Origin of the sequence: Pseudoalteromonas sp. APC 3355 (assembly GCF_030407615.1) — a bacterium.
Lineage (GTDB): Bacteria > Pseudomonadota > Gammaproteobacteria > Enterobacterales > Alteromonadaceae > Pseudoalteromonas > Pseudoalteromonas distincta.
On sequence record NZ_JASDDB010000002.1, the window covers coordinates 311,320 to 329,174 of the forward strand.

At 39.5% G+C, this 17,855-nt stretch carries 13 protein-coding genes; 11 read left to right on the forward strand and 2 right to left on the reverse strand.

Annotation, left to right across the window (positions count from 1 at the left end; all coding sequences use genetic code 11):
- Positions 1-13: 13 nt before the first annotated feature.
- Together recO and pdxJ are read left to right on the forward strand one after the other, a co-directional pair.
- Positions 14-706 (forward strand): DNA repair protein RecO, encoded by a 693-nt coding sequence (gene recO, locus QMA08_RS04705; RefSeq protein ID WP_002958713.1) that lies wholly within the window; start codon positions 14-16, stop codon positions 704-706.
- A gap of 22 nt (positions 707-728) precedes the next feature.
- Positions 729-1,460 (forward strand): pyridoxine 5'-phosphate synthase, encoded by a 732-nt coding sequence (gene pdxJ / locus QMA08_RS04710; RefSeq protein WP_290173801.1) that lies wholly within the window; start codon positions 729-731, stop codon positions 1,458-1,460.
- A gap of 81 nt (positions 1,461-1,541) precedes the next feature.
- Here pdxJ and barA read toward each other — a convergent pair whose 3' ends face one another.
- Positions 1,542-4,316, reverse strand: a complete 2,775-nt coding sequence (barA, locus tag QMA08_RS04715; protein ID WP_002958711.1) for a two-component sensor histidine kinase BarA — start codon at positions 4,314-4,316, stop codon at positions 1,542-1,544.
- A 109-nt stretch (positions 4,317-4,425) separates the two neighbouring features.
- Between barA and rlmD the strand changes: the two genes are divergently transcribed.
- The 5 genes from rlmD (at position 4,426) to eno (ending at position 11,924) form a co-directional block, all read left to right on the forward strand.
- The gene (gene rlmD, locus QMA08_RS04720) at positions 4,426-5,751 is read left to right on the forward strand and encodes a 23S rRNA (uracil(1939)-C(5))-methyltransferase RlmD (protein ID WP_290173802.1); all 1,326 of its coding nucleotides are present in this window, start codon (positions 4,426-4,428) and stop codon (positions 5,749-5,751) included.
- An 8-nt stretch (positions 5,752-5,759) separates the two neighbouring features.
- The gene (gene relA / locus QMA08_RS04725; protein WP_024594977.1) at positions 5,760-7,916 is read left to right on the forward strand and encodes a GTP diphosphokinase; all 2,157 of its coding nucleotides are present in this window, start codon (positions 5,760-5,762) and stop codon (positions 7,914-7,916) included.
- Between the two features lie 2 nt (positions 7,917-7,918).
- On the forward strand, positions 7,919-8,716 hold the full coding sequence (mazG, locus tag QMA08_RS04730) for a nucleoside triphosphate pyrophosphohydrolase (RefSeq protein WP_290173803.1): 798 nt from the start codon (positions 7,919-7,921) through the stop codon (positions 8,714-8,716).
- 162 nt (positions 8,717-8,878) lie between these two features.
- Complete coding sequence (locus QMA08_RS04735) at positions 8,879-10,513, forward strand: CTP synthase (RefSeq protein ID WP_290173804.1); 1,635 nt, start codon at positions 8,879-8,881, stop codon at positions 10,511-10,513.
- Between the two features lie 112 nt (positions 10,514-10,625).
- Positions 10,626-11,924, forward strand: a complete 1,299-nt coding sequence (gene eno, locus QMA08_RS04740; RefSeq protein WP_002958706.1) for a phosphopyruvate hydratase — start codon at positions 10,626-10,628, stop codon at positions 11,922-11,924.
- A 193-nt stretch (positions 11,925-12,117) separates the two neighbouring features.
- On the opposite strand, the gene mutH is transcribed toward eno, so the two are convergent.
- Complete coding sequence (gene mutH / locus QMA08_RS04745; protein ID WP_165723564.1) at positions 12,118-12,789, reverse strand: DNA mismatch repair endonuclease MutH; 672 nt, start codon at positions 12,787-12,789, stop codon at positions 12,118-12,120.
- A 530-nt stretch (positions 12,790-13,319) separates the two neighbouring features.
- Here mutH and rppH point away from each other — a divergent pair.
- The 4 genes from rppH to lgt all read left to right on the forward strand — a co-directional run bounded on the left by rppH (position 13,320) and on the right by lgt (position 17,850).
- Positions 13,320-13,838 (forward strand): RNA pyrophosphohydrolase, encoded by a 519-nt coding sequence (gene rppH / locus QMA08_RS04750; protein ID WP_002958704.1) that lies wholly within the window; start codon positions 13,320-13,322, stop codon positions 13,836-13,838.
- A 30-nt stretch (positions 13,839-13,868) separates the two neighbouring features.
- Positions 13,869-16,133: a phosphoenolpyruvate--protein phosphotransferase gene (gene ptsP / locus QMA08_RS04755; protein ID WP_002958703.1), complete on the forward strand. Its 2,265-nt coding sequence runs from the start codon at positions 13,869-13,871 to the stop codon at positions 16,131-16,133.
- A 90-nt stretch (positions 16,134-16,223) separates the two neighbouring features.
- Positions 16,224-17,033 carry a sulfite exporter TauE/SafE family protein gene (locus QMA08_RS04760; protein ID WP_002958702.1) on the forward strand — a complete coding sequence of 270 codons (810 nt, stop codon included), beginning with the start codon at positions 16,224-16,226 and terminating at the stop codon, positions 17,031-17,033.
- A 13-nt stretch (positions 17,034-17,046) separates the two neighbouring features.
- On the forward strand, positions 17,047-17,850 hold the full coding sequence (lgt, locus tag QMA08_RS04765; RefSeq protein WP_002958701.1) for a prolipoprotein diacylglyceryl transferase: 804 nt from the start codon (positions 17,047-17,049) through the stop codon (positions 17,848-17,850).
- Positions 17,851-17,855 lie beyond the last annotated feature (5 nt).

The window sequence follows — 17,855 nt, forward strand, 5'->3', positions numbered from 1 at the left end:
AGTAGCTTAGTGAATGGATAGCGACTTCTACACCGCGTATTTATTACATCGGCGTCCTTATAGTGACTCCCAAGTAATGTTAGATATGCTTGTAGAAGGCGTTGGTCAGTTAAGAATGCTGGCCCGAATTAGTGGTCGCCAGGCCACTAAACATAAAGCACAACTTCAGCCGTTTCAGGCACTGCTTGTTAATTACAGTGGCAAGTACGATTTAAAATATATCAATAAGTTTGAACTGCATGGGAACTCGCACTTTTTAAAAGGTGATGAGCTTTATTGTGGTTTTTATTTAAATGAGCTTACAAATCGTATCGTTCCTGTTAACGAGCCAATTGAACAAGTATTTGAGCTATATAAAACTCATCTATCAAACCTAAACAGCGGGGCTAATTTACAAGAGGTGCTTCGCTCATACGAGTTTCAACTATTGGAATTACTCGGTTATGGCGTGGATTTTAGTTTTGACGCCAGTGGTGAACCAATAGATGAAAAGCAGACGTATAGTTATTTCCCCGAACTTGGTTTTTTAGTACAAGAAGATACACGTTCTGGATTTAGTGGCAAACAACTCAACGCCATAGCAAATCATGACTTTAGCCAAAATGATGTGCTATATATGGCAAAGCAATTAAGTCGCTATTTATTAAAACCCTTATTAGGTAGTAAACCATTAAAAAGCCGCGAGCTATTTATGGCCTCTCAATAAACGTAATTTTACAGGTAAGAAAATGAAAGATATTCTTTTGGGTGTAAACGTAGATCATATTGCAACACTTCGCCAAGCGCGTGGAACAAGCTATCCAGAACCAGCTCATGCAGCCAGTGTAGCAGAGCATGCAGGCGCAGACGGTATTACGATTCACTTACGTGAAGACAGACGCCATATTCAAGATCGCGACGTTTATGTAATGGCTAAAACCATTCAAACTCGTATGAATCTTGAAACCGCTGTTACCGATGAAATGATAAAAATCGCGCTTGAAGTAAAACCTGAGTACGTGTGTTTAGTACCTGAAAAGCGCGAAGAATTAACAACCGAAGGTGGCTTAGACGTAGCCGGTAATATAGATAAAATTAAAGCAGCAACAAAAACGCTTACCGAAGCGGGTATTAAAGTATCGCTATTTATTGATGCAGATAAAGCACAGTTAGATGCAGCCAAAGAATGTGGTGCTCCTTATGTAGAAATACACACAGGCGCGTACGCTGATGCCACAAATGATACTGATTTACACAAAGAGTTAGAGCACATTCGTGAAGGTGTTAAATACGCAGCAAGCTTAGGTTTGATTGTTAACGCTGGCCATGGTCTTCATTATCATAACGTGAAACCAATCGCTGCAATGCCTGAGATTTATGAGCTAAATATTGGTCACGCTATTATTGCTCGTGCAGCGATAGATGGGCTCGATAAAGCCGTACGCGACATGAAACGATTAATGATTGAAGCAAGAATGTAAGATAAGCAAACATAAGTATTTAAAAAGCTTAATAAAAAAACGCGGTAAATACCGCGTTTTTTTGTATCTAAAATTCAAAGCTTATCTTTGCAGTTCGGTCACACTTGCATCTGCAAGTAAGTTTTCAAGCTCATCTTGTAACTCAAATAATTCAGGTTCAATATTCTCTAACAAGCATTTATTTTTAAGCGATGTTTCGATTGTTTCTGCGAGTGATTTAAGTTTTGGTACACCAGTGTAACAACATGCACCATGAAATTTATGAACAATACTTAACACTTGCTGGCAATCGTTACTCTCTATTGCTTTAGCAAGTAATGTAAGGGTCTCAGGGACACTTAAAAGTAGCATGTTAAGCATCTCTAGCGCTAACTCGCTCTTTCCGCCAGCACGCTGCAGGGCTTGTGCCCAATCAATTCTACTACTTTGAAATGGTGCAGGACTTTGTGGTGTATCTGTCTTAGCTTTGTCACGATTAACAGGAGTCTGTGGACTATGGTCGCTAATAATTTGTTTAAGCATATCTTCATCAATAGGCTTAGTTAAATAGCCTTTAAAGCCATCTTTTAGTAGTTGCTCTTTTTCGCTTTGAAGGGCGTGTGCCGTTACAGCGATAATGGGTGTGTCTTCATTAAGTGATGATTCTTGTATAAGCTTACATGCGGTTATACCGTCCATAATTGGCATTTGTATATCCATAAAAATTATGTCGTATTTATGACTTTTACTTAAACTGTATGCCTGTGAACCATTATGAGCCGTTTCTATTACTTCAATCTGTTCACTTAACAAAGTATGGAGAAGTTTTAAATTAGCATCGTTATCATCAACAACCAATACTTTTAACGGCAGTAGAGCTTGATCGTTTTGTTCAATATTATGAGTCGGGTGGTCAAGTCTGTAAGGTGCTGCAAGTACTTCACATAACTTACGGTGATTAAGTGGCTTACTTAAACATGCATCAGCTCCGCTGCCTATAAAGGCTTCTCGCATATTGTGCGATACAGTATTAAGCATTAAATATAAGTAATCAGTAGATTCACGTACGGCTTTTACATAGCTTTTTAGTTGCTGCATATCATCAACTGATGCCATATGGCCAATTAAGCAAACGTCATATTTATGTTCAGTATTTTTTATAGCGTCTAAAAAGCTAGTTTCGTTAAAGCATGCCGTAACGTTTGATTCCCACTGGGTTAATAACGAAAGTACGGCATGGTGCGTATGCTCATGTGGCTCTAAATATAAGATACGCTTACCAATGAGCGATTTAGTCGGTAAGTCATTTGTAAATACGTGATTTGGCAAACTAAACACACTATTGAATGTAAAGCAGGTACCGTTACCAGGCGCAGAATTTAACGTTATACGACCACTCATTGCTTCAACAATATGCTTGGTAATAATAAGACCAAGGCCTGTACCACCAAACTTACGTGTAATGCTTGAGTCTGCTTGCCCAAATGGAGTGAATAAAGAGTCTTGCTTATCCATAGGTATACCCACGCCAGTATCTGTTACTGACACAAGTAAAGAAGTGCGTTCGTCGTCGAGTAACCGATGGCTTATGTCGACCTTAATAGAGCCTTTTTCGGTAAATTTAATCGCATTACTTAACAGGTTTATTAAGACTTGTTTAAAGCGAGTGGGATCGCCTGTTAAGTCATCCGGTACTTGTTGGTTAATGTAAATGGATAGCTCTAATTGCTTATCGTGTGCGCTAGGAGCGAGTAGTGTCATTACTTCATTTACAGCATCACGAAGTTGAAACTGTATCGACTCAAGCTCCATTGCCCCCGCTTCTAGTTTGGAGAAGTCTAGAATGTCGCTAATAATAGTCATTAAACTATTTGCTGAGAGCATAATAGTGTCGAGGTAATCTTTTTGATGTTTATTCAGCGGTGTTTTATAAAGCTGACGTGTAAATCCAATAACACCGTTCAACGGAGTACGAAGCTCATGACTCATTTTAGCTAAAAAGTCTGATTTTACACGGTTAGCATCTTGCGCTTCTTTTTTAGCAAACGAGAGCTCTATATTTGACGTTTCGTATTGCTCTAGTGTTTCGCGGTAGTCGCTTGTTGCTTGATCAATATTTTTTTGCATTTCATCTTTTTGCATCACCATAGTGTGAGCAATGGTGTTTAAGCCTTCGCGAAGTAACTCAAACTCACCAATCATGTTGTCGTTAAGGCCAGTACTTCTTTTACCTTCAACCAACTTGTCGGTTGCAAGTACTAACTTATTAAGCGGCGTCATAAACATGCGGCTTAACCTTAAAGCTAAAATAGCTGCAAACACCAATGATAAAATAATTACAATACCGCTAATTAATAAAGCTCGTTGTTGCCCTATAACAGCTTGGTCTTTATTTAGCTGTATAATAACGGTGCCCAGAGATGACTGAAAAGCCGACGGGTCCCATTTAGAATCGTGACTTGTATGGTTAATAATGGGTGTGAAAAATGTAACAAGCTCATCTGACTTTTGCACATGGGTGGTTTTTAAATTTATGAGCGTTTTTTGACTAATTAACTTTTCAAATGAGCGGTGATAATTACTGGTCATTAATAGCGCATTATTTTTATCAAAAATTGCAATCGACTTAATTGTAGGGGAGTGCTTGTTATGTGTGTAGCTTATAAGGCGATTCAATAGCTGTTTGTTTTTTTCGAGCATGGGTTGCTCAAGCGCAATAGCAAGGGGCTCAGAAATAGTAGTGCCTTGCTGATATAAAATTTCATCAAGCTCAATGTAACGATTTATTGTAAAATAGCCACCAAGTAGTAATCCTATGATCACCGTTGGGATCAGGGTCAGTGTTAAAACAGAATCGCGTAAGCCTAATTTGGTCATAATGAGAGCGTTTTATCGTTATTAGTATGACTTGAGTATATACGGTTCAACACGCATTCTAAAGCATCTAAATATAGGTGCTTCATAAATAAAGTTAAGGTAATGCCTAATGGCGCAAATTTTTAAAGCGAAAAAAAAACCGTTAAAGCAACAAACACTAGAATTAACTATAACGGGAATGGATCATCAAGGGCGTGGCATTTCTAAACATAACAATAAAGTATGTTTTGTAAGCGGTGCATTACCAAACGAAACAGTCAAAGCAACACTCGTCGAAGATAAAGCTAAATACAGCAGTGCAAAAGTAATTAAAGTTATTAAAGCGAGTGAATCAAGAGTAGATGCTTTTTGTGAGCACTATAATCGGTGTGGTGGTTGCCAATTACAGCATTTAGAAGAAAGCCAACAAGTTGTAGAAAAACAAACTGCAGTTACTCAGTTATTTAGTAAGTTTGCTAAATTAAACAGCTTAAACTGGCAAGCCCCATTATTAAGTAAACCTGTGCATTACAGACGCAGCGCTCGTATAGCTGTTATGTTTGATAAAGCAGCTAAAAAAATGCGCGTGGGTTACAGAGCAAGTGGCTCAAAAAATATTGTGAGTATTAATAAATGTGCAGTACTTGATGAAGTATTTACAGATGTTTTTACACTTTTTGATGATTTAATTAATCAACACAAAGCACTGCACAGTATAAGCCATTTACAGTTATGCCAAAGTGATAAACAAAACTTTGTTGTTATTCGTCACACTAAAGCAATTAATGATGATACAAAGGCTTTGGTTGAGCACATAACAAAAAGCCAGCAGTTTAAAATTGTATGGCAAAGCGAGAGCGATGCAATAGAACATTCACACTTAGCCATGCCATTTTATTATCTTAAAGAATTTGATCTAAAATTTGAATTTGGTTTAGGTAATTTTATTCAGGTAAATGCGCAAGTTAACGAAGCTATGTTAAAGCAAGCTGCAAATTGGCTTGATTTAAAAGGTGATGAAAATTTATTGGATTTATTTTGTGGGATTGGTAATTTCTCATTAGTGTTAGCAAAACAAGCAAAATCTGTAATTGGTGTAGAAGGTGTGACTTCAGCGGTTGCAATGGCTGCTCAAAATGCGCAAACTAACTCTATTACCAATGCGCAGTTTCATTGCTTTGATTTAACCCAAAGCATACAGAGCGCCCCATGGTTTAGCAAAAACTTAGATGTGCTTGTACTCGATCCTTCGAGGACTGGTGCTATGGCTGTATTAGAGGAATTACCTTTAAAGCAGTTTAAAACTATTTTATATGTCTCTTGTGACCCTGTTACTTTAGCCCGTGACAGCGCAATTATTTCACAAGCTGGCTTTGATCTTAATAAAATTGGGCTAATGAATATGTTTCCTCATACAGGGCATATTGAAACTATGGCGTTATTTCAACGGAGGTAGAACGCATTATGGTAGCTACACGACAATCACATCAACAAGATGAGACAACAGATTTTAGCACTCGGCTTTCATTTCTTGCCTTGTCTGAAGAAAAAACAGAGCTACTTACTAAAGCCCAAGCGCTCTGCGTAAAATGTGATAGTGAAAGCAGGCAAACTACTGCAATCGAAATGGTTGAAATTTTAGCTGAGCTAAATCTCGACCCCGAATCGTTAGCTACTGCGTATTTAACCCCGTATTTTTTAAACGACTTAATATCGCTTGAAACCATCGAAGAGCAGCTTGGGAATAACATTGCCATGCTGCTAACTGGGGTTGCACAAATGGCCACTATTAGTACTTTATCGCATCAAGGTAAAGGCACTATGCAAGTTGATAATATTCGAAAAATGTTATTAACCATGGTTGAAGATGTGCGCGCCGTGGTCATTAAGCTTGCCGAGCAGGTATGTCATTTACGCAATGTAAAAAATGCGGATGAAGAAGACCGCGTCATTGCCGCTAAAGAAACGGCTGATATTTTTGCACCATTGGCAAACAGATTAGGAATAGGGCAATTAAAATGGGAACTGGAAGATTTATCGTTTAGATATTTGCACCCAGGCACCTATAAAAGCATAGCCAAACAACTTGACGACAAACGTCTTACACGCGAAGCCTACATGGAAGATATGGTTGAGCAAGTAAAAAATCGTTTAAGTGAAGCGGGTATAGAGGCCCAGGTTTATGGCCGTCCTAAGCACATTTACAGCATTTATAAAAAAATGCAGCAAAAAAACTACGAGTTTGATCAGCTTTTTGATATTCGGGCAATGCGTATCGTCGTTGAACGATTGCAAGACTGCTACGGTGCGCTGGGCATTGTGCACACCAATTGGCGTCATCTTAATAAAGAGTTTGACGACTATGTAGCAACCCCAAAACAAAATGGCTATCAGTCAATTCATACCGTGGTATTTGGACCTGAAGGTAAAACGGTAGAGATACAAATTCGTACCAGCGACATGCATCAAGATGCTGAGTTAGGGGTGGCTGCACATTGGATGTACAAAGAAGGTGCATTACCAGGGCGCGGCTCGGGTTATGAGCAAAAAATTAGCTGGTTGCGTAAACTACTCCAATGGCAAGAAGAAGTGGTTGATGGTGGCGATTTAGCAGAAGAGCTTAAAAACCAAGTAGTAGAAGACCGCGTATATATATTTACCCCAAGCGGCGATATTATCGATTTACCACTTGGCGCTACACCGCTTGATTTTGCTTACTACATCCACTCAAATGTGGGGCATCGTTGTATTGGTGCAAAAATATTCGGCAAAATAGTGCCGTTTACGCATCAACTTACAACAGGGGATCAGGTAGAAATACTCACCCAAAAACAACCAAATCCAAGTCGTGATTGGTTAAACCCGTCATTAGGATACATTAAGTCATCCCGTGCTAGAGCTAAAATCCACCACTGGTTTAAACAGCTCGACCGCGACAAAAACTTAAGTGCGGGGAAAGAAATTCTCGACAGCGAACTACAAAAGCTCAATTTAACATATAAAGATTTAGAGCCAGCCATTAAGCGTTTTAACTTTAAAGAGCTGGATGACTTAATGGTTGCGATTGGTGCGGGCGATGTTCGCCTCAATCAAATGCTTAACTTTGTAAGTGATCGGACAGAAGATGAGCCGGTTATTCGCATTAAAGCACCAAGTAAAGTAACTGGTGATAAAAACGGCATTGTGGTTGATGGTGTTGGCAGCTTAATGAGCCATGTAGCCAAGTGCTGTCGCCCAGTACCTGGCGATGAAATAATAGGTTATATAACCCAAGGTCGAGGAATAGGTGTTCATAAGGAAGACTGTGATTCGTTTAATAACTTAAAAAACCAGCATCCTGAGCGTGTTATTTCGGTAAGTTGGTCAGATGATATTAACGGCTCGTACGCACTAAGTATTAAAATAGAAGCCACCGATCGTTCAGGGTTGATACGCGATATAAGCTCAGTACTTGCTAATGAAAAAGTAAATGTTTTAAACATGAACGTAAATACGGTTGAAGATAATCAGTTAGCTATATTTACAATGCAAATAGAAGTACATGACTTATCGGGTACTAACCGTGTTCTTTCTAAATTACACCAAATTGAAGGTGTACATGATGCCAAGCGTGGTCATTAATCATGAATGATAATACAGCGCTTACACAACTTCTTAGCATAATGAAAACACTGCGAGATCCCAAGGGCGGTTGTCCGTGGGATCTCAAGCAAAATTTTAAATCTATTGTGCCGCATACGCTAGAAGAAGCGTACGAAGTTGCCGACTGTATTGAATCAGGCAACTTAGATGAGCTTAAAGGTGAATTGGGTGATTTGCTATTTCAAATAGTTTTTTATGCGCAACTTGCACAAGAGCAAAATCTATTTGATTTTAATGATCTAGTAGAGCAATTAAACGATAAGCTTACCCGTCGTCACCCGCATGTGTTTGGTGAAAAAAAAGAGCTAACAGACGATCAATTATCGCAGCAGTGGCAAGCAATCAAAGCACAGGAGCGAAGTGCTAGAGCGCAAACCGAATCCCCTTCTTTTTGGCAAGATATCCCTGGCAATATGCCAAGCTTAAGTAAAGCCAAAAAAATTCAACAACGCGTGGCTTCCCTTGGCTTTGATTGGCCAACGTACCATGGTGCACTAGATAAAGTGAGTGAAGAAGTGCTTGAAGTAAAAGAAGCGATTGAGCAAGACCCGTTATCTGATCATACAGCGGAAGAGCTCGGCGACTTACTTTTTGCCACTGTTAATGTTGTACGCCATGTTAAACGAGATCCCGAACAACTGCTTCGTAGCGCTAATGATAAGTTTTCAGCGCGTTTTGAAAAGGTAAACGCTTATTTGCATGCGCAAGGTAAAAGCTTAGATACAGCAACCTTTGAAGAGATGGATAGTGCGTGGGATGCGATTAAAAAAGTAAAATAGGCTTAATGTTAAATAGTGCACATTTTTTGTGCGCGTATTAGCTAATTTTAGCTGGATTGATAAGCAGTGTTTTGGTACAATTTCGCCCCGTCTTGATGATATACCCTTAGGCTCTTCTTTGGGTGTTATATTCCTTTTAATTCCTGATATTCTAGGGTTCGCATGAGTACAAAATTTATCTTCGTTACTGGCGGAGTTGTTTCTTCGTTGGGTAAAGGTATTGCCGCAGCTTCACTGGCCGCTATTTTAGAAGCCCGTGGTTTAAATGTTACCATTTTAAAGCTGGATCCTTACATCAACGTTGACCCAGGCACAATGAGCCCAATTCAACACGGTGAAGTTTACGTTACAGAAGACGGCGCAGAAACTGACCTTGATTTAGGTCACTACGAGCGTTTTATCCGTACCAAAATGACTAGTCGTAATAACTTCACACAAGGCCGTGTATATGAAGACGTATTACGTCGTGAGCGCCGTGGTGAATACCTAGGTGCTACAATTCAGGTTATTCCACATATCACTAACGATATTAAGCAGCGTGTATACGACGGTGCTGAAGGTTATGATATTGCTATTGTAGAAATTGGCGGCACTGTAGGTGATATTGAATCACAACCGTTTATTGAAGCAATTCGTCAGATGGGAACTGAAATTGGCCGCGAACGCGCGCTATTTATTCACTTAACGCTAGTGCCATTTTTAGGCCCTGCCGGTGAAGTTAAAACGAAACCAACTCAGCACTCTGTTAAAGAGTTACGCTCAGTCGGTATTCAGCCAGATATTCTTATTTGTCGTTCAGACCGTAAACTACCTAATAATGAGCGTGCAAAAATCTCATTATTCACAAACGTAGAAGAAAAAGCGGTTATTTCACTACCAGATGTAGACAGCATTTATAAAATTCCTGCGTTATTAAAAACACAAGAATTAGATAACTTTGTATGTCGTCGTTTTCACTTAGATCCACCAGAAGCTGATTTAGCTGAGTGGGAACAAGTACTTTATCAAGAGTCTAACCCAACGGGTGAAGTGACCATTGGTATGGTTGGTAAATATATTGAATTACCAGATGCGTACAAATCGGTTAACGAAGCATTAAAGCATGCGGGTCTTAAAAATCGCCTAACAATCAACATTGAATACGTAGATTCACAAGACTTAGAAAGCAAAGGTGTTGAATTACTTTCACACTTAGATGCTATTTTAGTACCGGGTGGATTTGGCGGACGTGGTGTTGAAGGTAAAATTTTAGCAGCTAAATATGCACGTGAAAATAAAGTACCATACTTAGGTATTTGTTTAGGAATGCAAGTAGCATTAATTGAATATGCACGTAATGTTGCAGGTTTAAAGGATGCAAACTCTACAGAATTTAATGCAAATTCAGAAGCGCCTGTAGTTGGCTTAATTACTGAATGGCTAGATGCTGAAGGTAATGTTGAAACACGTAGCGAAAAATCTGATTTAGGTGGCACTATGCGTTTAGGCGCACAAAAATGTCATTTAACGCCTGGTTCTAAAGTACATGGAGTATATGGCAGCGACGAAATTGTTGAACGTCATCGTCATCGCTACGAAGTAAATAATAACTTCGTAGAAATACTTGAAAAAGCAGGCTTAAGCTTTACTGGTTTATCAGAAGATAAAAAACTGGTAGAAATTATCGAAAATAAAGATCACCCATGGTTTATTGCCGCGCAGTTCCATCCGGAATTCACGTCAACGCCACGTGATGGTCATCCGTTATTTGAAGGGTTTGTAGCAGCTGCACACATCCACCAAAAAGCGAATTCGTAATTTTAAAAGCCGTGCATATTGCACGGCTTTTTTGTTTTAAGGGCTGACTAAGCTATATAAAACGTAGTAAAGTTAGCCGAACTCACCATTTTGGGAATATAGAGGAATCAAGATGTCAGAAATCGTAAAAGTAATCGGTCGCGAAATTATGGACTCGCGTGGTAACCCAACTGTTGAAGCAGACGTACATTTAGCAGATGGTTCTTGGGGTCGTGCAGCAGCACCTTCAGGCGCATCTACTGGTACTCGTGAAGCATTAGAGTTACGCGACGGTGATAAATCACGTTACTTAGGTAAAGGCGTATTAAAAGCAGTTGGTTATATTAATAAAGAAATTGCTGATGCTTTAGCTGGTCAAAATGCATTAGATCAAAACGCTGTTGATAAAGTGATGCTAGATTTAGATGGTACCGAAAATAAAGAAAAATTAGGTGCAAACGCAATCTTAGCTGTATCACTAGCAACTGCGAAAGCAGCTGCACAGTCTAAAAAAGTTGAGCTTTATGAACATATTGCTGACTTAAATGGCACACCAGGTGTTTACTCTATGCCACTTCCAATGATGAACATCATCAATGGTGGTGAGCACGCAGATAACTCTGTAGATATTCAAGAATTCATGATCCAACCTGTTGGCGCTAAAAACTTCCGCGAAGGCCTACGTATGGGCGCTGAAGTATTCCACAGCCTTGCTAAAGTGCTTAAAGCTGATGGTCATTCAACAGCGGTTGGCGATGAAGGTGGTTTTGCACCTAACCTTGCATCTAACGAAGCGGCTCTTGCTGCAATCAAAGTAGCTGTTGCAAACGCAGGTTACGAGCTAGGTAAAGATATTACTTTAGCGATGGATTGTGCTGCATCTGAGTTTTACGACAAAGAAGCAAACATCTACGATCTTAAAGGTGAAGGTAAAAAATTCACTTCTGAAGAATTTAACTTCTTCTTACAAGATCTTACTAATCAGTACCCAATCGTTTCTATTGAAGATGGCCTTGATGAGTCTGATTGGGATGGCTTTGCACACCAAACTAAACTAATGGGTGATAAAATCCAATTAGTAGGTGATGATTTATTTGTAACTAACACGAAGATTTTAAAACGTGGTATCGACAACGGTATTGCTAACTCAATCTTAATTAAGTTTAACCAAATCGGTTCTTTAACTGAAACTTTAGCTGCAATCAAAATGGCTAAAGATGCTGGTTTTACTGTTGTTATTTCTCACCGTTCTGGTGAAACTGAAGATTCAACAATTGCTGATTTAGCAGTGGGTACTGCTGCAGGTCAAATCAAAACAGGTTCACTGAGCCGTTCTGACCGTGTTGCAAAGTACAACCAATTGCTACGTATTGAAGAGCAATTAGGTGATAAAGCACCGTACAACGGTCTTAAAGAAGTTAAAGGTCAGTAATTCTATTTTATATAGAATATAACTTTTAATTTTAGATGATAAAATCCTCGCCTATGCGGGGATTTTTTATGCCTGATACTTTTTCCAAAGAGATGAAAATAAATTGTATGCTTTAAGCTTGTTGATGTACGCAGCACTAAAGAGTGGAGCACAAAAGTATAACGCTTTACTCATGCTTTAACTTCTTACGCACTCATAGCTGAAACTGCTGCTTTAAAATATCACCTGTAAAACTGGTTTTTAAATAAAAACCACGGGGTAGGGTTTTAATTATTTGCCCATTTGGGCCAATAGCATCAGTGACTATTTTACTATGAGCAGCTTTGGGGCGTATTTGCATAGCATCGCCTAAATGGCCTGATATTTCGTCGACTCTACCTAGCGCAATTAGCTCCATTTGCTCTTCCCAGTCGCGTTGTAACAAAGCGTCTTGTTCAGGTGAAGGCTGCCACAAAAAGCCGCTGCCGATAGTTCTGTCAAACGGCGCAATATCACGTTCGCTTAAAATTGGCAGCCATAAAACATGATTTAGTTTTTTACGCACAGAGCTGGTATGCCACGTCATTCCCGTTACGTTCATTAAAGGTGTAACCGATACAAACGTAGTTTCCAGTGGCCTACCTTTATAAGAAATAGGCAGTGTTTTTAGCTCAATTCCTAAATCTTCAAAATCGGGGAGGGGTTTTGAGCCTGCAGTAGCGCCTAGTACGTATTCAATGAGTTGCCCAGTCCAGCCTTTTTCACGTAGTAAGTCATCAGGTGTTTTAAAATGGTAATGGTTTGCAAGTTGTCCTAGCGTTAATCCGGCAATACTGTTAACGCGCTGCATTAAGTCGTTTATTGAGTGTGGTTTTGTAGGTCGCATATTCTTAATTTCGGTTGTATAAATACCATAGCCATGATAGCAAATAGGCTAAGCCGTGGATATCTTTAGGGTTGTACGTTTTTTGCTCGCTTGTTGTTTGTGTTAATTTTGCACATATTGAAATTAAGCTACTTTACTTTAAGTTACTGACTCTGCAGGTTTTTTTAAATGTGCACGTTCAGTTTTGATTAAGCCATTTAAAAGTTGTAAGGATAAATACAACTATATGAACATGTTTATCCACAGAATCTGTGGAGAAGCTAAGTTTTAAGATCTAATATTGTGGATTTGTTTGCAAAATGAGCGTGTTTTACAAAAGTTATGCACAAACTGTGAGTAACTAGAGGAAAACAAGAACCGCAATAGCTTTGCTGAGTTATTTTCTAAATATTTACCTATTCTCTATTAATTTATCAACATACTAAAAGCTCAAACTTAGCTCACTAATTGGCTTGGGTATAATAGTATTTGCCGTATTGCGGCTAATGTGGAACAATCATTAAAAATCGACTTACAAATGAGGCACTAAGGTGATTGATGCCGAAGGTTTTCGTGCCAATGTCGGAATTGTGATTTGCAATAATCAGGGACAGGTTTTTTGGGCCAGACGTTATGGTCAACACTCTTGGCAATTTCCCCAAGGTGGTGTTGATGATGGCGAAACTGCAGAACAAACCATGTACCGTGAATTACACGAAGAAGTAGGGTTGCGACCAGAAGATGTAGAAATAGTCGCAAGCTCAAAACATTGGTTACGCTATAAATTACCCAAACGATTAATCCGCCGAGACTCTAGTCCGGTGTGTATTGGGCAAAAACAAAAATGGTTTTTACTAAAATTACGCTGTAAAGACGAAGATGTAAATTTACTTAAAACCCATCATCCAGAGTTTGATGATTGGCGCTGGGTAAGTTATTGGTATCCTGTACGACAGGTTGTATCGTTTAAACGGGATGTTTATCGACGAGTAATGAAAGAGTTTGCTCCTTTCGCCATGCCTTTTAATAAGAGAGAACAACATAAAGATCATTGGCGAAGTAAAAGGTAGTAATTTCTCGATACAATAAAGGAGCAGGGTATGCTGGCTACACTGAGATCTATTGCGGAGTCTGTATCGCGACAAGCGAATTTAGACAGCGCATTAGTGTGCTTTGTGCAAATGGTTAAAGATGCCATGAAAACCCAGTGCTGCTCCATTTATTTTGCAGATTACAGCCAAGACAATTTTGTACTTATGGCAACCGAAGGGCTAAACCCCGATGCGGTAGGTAAGTTTAGAATTGGTTTTACCGAAGGTTTAGTTGGCCTAGTAGCGCAACGCGAAGAACCTATTAATATTGCATTTGCTAAATCGCATCCTCGTTTTAAGCTCTCCCCCGAAGTAAACGAAGAAGGCTACAACGCTTTTTTATCTGTACCCGTTGTTCATCAAAAAAAAGTACTGGGTGTTATTGTTGTTCAACAAAAAATGGCACGTGTATTTAGCCAAGACGAAGAGTCGTTTTTAATAACGCTTTCTGCCCAGCTTGCTTCACAGTTAGCGCATGCTGAAATTAAAGAAATACTCCGCCAAGATGAGTCATCTCATCAAACGTCTGTTTTAAAAGGCGTATCGAGCGCGCCTGGAATAGGTATAGGGCAAGCATTTGTTGTATTACCAAAACTCGATTTTAAATCTATTGAGCTTTTAAAAGACAGTGACGTTACTGAGCAGCGCCGTTTGTTTACACAAGCTGTAGCTGCAACGCGCAAAGAATTTAATACCCTATCTATGACGCTAAGCGATTCTATTCCGCACGAAGCTCTTGCGGTATTTGATGTGTATCAACAACTGCTTGACGCTAAAAGTTTAGGGCATAATGTTGAAATGCAATTACAAGAAGGCTGGTGTGCTAAAAGCGCCCTAAAAATTGTAATAGAGCGTTTAATATCTCAATTTAATGCCATGCAAGACCCTTATATAAAAGAGCGTGCTGTTGACGTTAAAGACATTGGTCTTCGCGTATTACACCATCTTGTAAATACCGAGCACGCTGTTAAAAATTATCCGGCCAACACTATTTTAATTGCTAATACCTTAACACCCGCCATGCTAGCTGAGGTGCCAAAAGGTCACTTAACAGGCGTTGTAAGCGTAAATGGCTCTGCAAATAGCCATGCTTCTATATTAACGCGTGCGATGGGGATCCCTGCCATTTGGGGTATAGAAGATTTACCTCTACTGCAGTTTAATGGCAAACCGATGATTTTAGATGCATTTGCTGGGCGTTTATATATATCGCCTTCGCAAATGTTGATGGATGAATACACAGAGTTACAGCATCAAGATAACCTACTTAATAACCGCTTTTTAGCAGAGCAAGACTCAGAATCAATTACGCTTGACGGTGAGCATGTTAGCTTATTATTAAACGCAGGCCTTGAGCTTAATACCGAACAAAGTAGCGCGCATATTTGTGACGGTGTGGGGCTTTACCGTACCGAAGCGTGGTTTATGCAAAAGGGTCAGTTTCCTTCGCAATCAGAGCAAGAAAATTGGTACCGAGAAGTACTAACTAGCTATCATCCTAATCCTGTGGTTATGCGTACATTGGATATTGGGGGCGATAAGGTACTCGATTACTTTAACATTACCGAAGAAAACCCATTTTTAGGTTGGCGTGGCATTCGTATTAGCCTTGATCACCCAGAGTTATTTTTAGATCAACTAAAAGCGATGCTTAAAGCAAACATTGGTTTGGGTAATTTAAAAATAATGCTCCCTATGATCAGTGGCACTGAAGAAGTTGATGAGTCACTTGCGTTATTTGAACAGGCTTATTTTGAGTTAAGTGAAAAATACCCAGAGCAAACCATAGAAAGACCCGACATAGGTATAATGCTAGAGGTACCTTCAAGTGTATTTATGCTTCCAGAGTGGTCAAAAAAAGTCGATTTTTGCTCAGTAGGTAGTAACGATTTAACACAGTATTTATTAGCAGTAGACAGGGCTAATGCACGAGTTGCCGAACTTTTTAACCCTTATCACCCGGGCGTACTCAGGGTACTAAATAAAGTAGCGCGTGAATGTGAACAATATGAACTGCCATTTAGTTTGTGTGGTGAACTAGGTGGCGATCCTGAAGGGGCTATTTTGCTTATTGCCATGGGTTACAGGCGCCTTAGTATGAATTTATCATCGCTTAATAAAGTTAAATGGGTACTTAGGCGTTTAAATGTCAGTGACATGGAACAACTATTAAGTGAATGCTTAGCGCAATCCACAGCCAAACAAGTACTACGTTTAACGCGAAGCTTTATGCTAGAGCATAAATTAGGTGATTTGTTTTACACTCCCAAATAAGCTTATACGCCTAATTAATTGCAATACACAGATGCTATTAGTTTTATAATCCTTTAATATATAAACCTTAAAAGGGTATTTGAGATTACTATGTATGACTTAGGTTTGTTAGTCGCAAGCTGCGCACTACTAGGCTGTATTGTTGGGTTTTTAGCTGGGTTACTAGGCATTGGTGGCGGTTTAATTATCGTTCCAGTTCTAAGCACTCTGCTACTCTCATTTAATGTAACGTCGGCTGATCATGTATTAGTAATTGCTATTGCAACCTCACTCGCTTCTATTTTATTTACTTCAACGTCTTCAGCGCTGGCTCATCATAAAAATGATAACGTGCCTTGGGATATTGCCCCATGGGTTATGTCGGGTGTGGCTTTAGGTGCACTTATTAGTGGCTTTGCAGCAAGTTTAATCCCTGAACAAATATTGCGTACAGTGTTTGCTATAAGTGTTGTATTTATTGCAGCAAGAATGGTGCTATCCGCGCGTAATAAACCGATGTCAGATAAACCGTTACCAGCAGGTCCTATTTTAGGTGGATTTTCTGCGATAATGGGCGGATTATCAGGTTTAATTGGTATTGGTGGTGGTGCTTTAATAGTACCTATGCTTAATTATTTTTCGGTTGATATAAAAAAAGCAATTGGCTGCGCAGCCGCGTGCGGAATTGTTATAGCATTATTTGGCTCTATTGGTTACATCAGCGCAGGCTGGCATGTTACCGATTTAGAGCATGGTTTTGCTGGGTTTGTTTATTTACCTGCATTATTTGGAATTGTTATTACCTCGTGGTTTGTTGCGCCTATTGGCGCCAAAGCAACTCACTATTTACCTGTTAATACAATTAAGAAAGTTTTCGCGGTGCTGCTTGTAGTTATCGCAATTAAAATGGTTTTTAGCTAAAGGTTTATTTTTTATGGCACTTGAGTTTCCTCAAATTGATCCAATTATTTTTTCTGTTGGACCGCTAAGCGTACGTTGGTATGGCTTGATGTATTTAATAGGTTTTGCATTTGCGATGTGGTTTGCAAATCGTCAAGCATCAAAGCCAAATTCGGGTTGGACTAAAGAGCAAGTAAGCGATTTACTGTTTTACGGCATGTTAGGGGTAATACTAGGTGGGCGTATTGGCTACGTATTGTTTTACCAGTTTAGCTACTTTATAGAAAACCCACTGTATTTATTTAGAATAGACCAGGGCGGTATGTCGTTTCATGGTGGAACACTTGGCGTTATAACTGCCGTCGCAATTTTTTCGTGGACGCGTAAAAAGTCGCTTCTTCAAGTGGGCGACTTTGTTGCACCACTGGTTCCTGTAGGGCTTTTAGCTGGACGTATTGGTAACTTTATAAACGGTGAATTATGGGGGCGTGTTACCGACGTGCCATGGGCAATGGTATTTCCAACGGGCGGTCCGCTTGCGCGTCACCCATCGCAATTATACGAAGCATTTTTTGAAGGCTTAGTGCTGTTTTTAATCCTGCAATGGTTTATTAAAAAACCACGTCCAGCAGGCAGCGTAGCCGGTGTATTTTTATTAGGTTATGGCGTGTTTAGATTCTGTATTGAATATTTCCGCCAACCCGATGCACAATTAGGTTTATTTGCCGACTTTATATCAATGGGACAAATACTTTCGTTACCTATGATTGTAGGTGGTTTAGGCTTATTAATTTGGGCATATAAACAACCTAAACAAATAACCACAGCTAAAGCATAATAAGA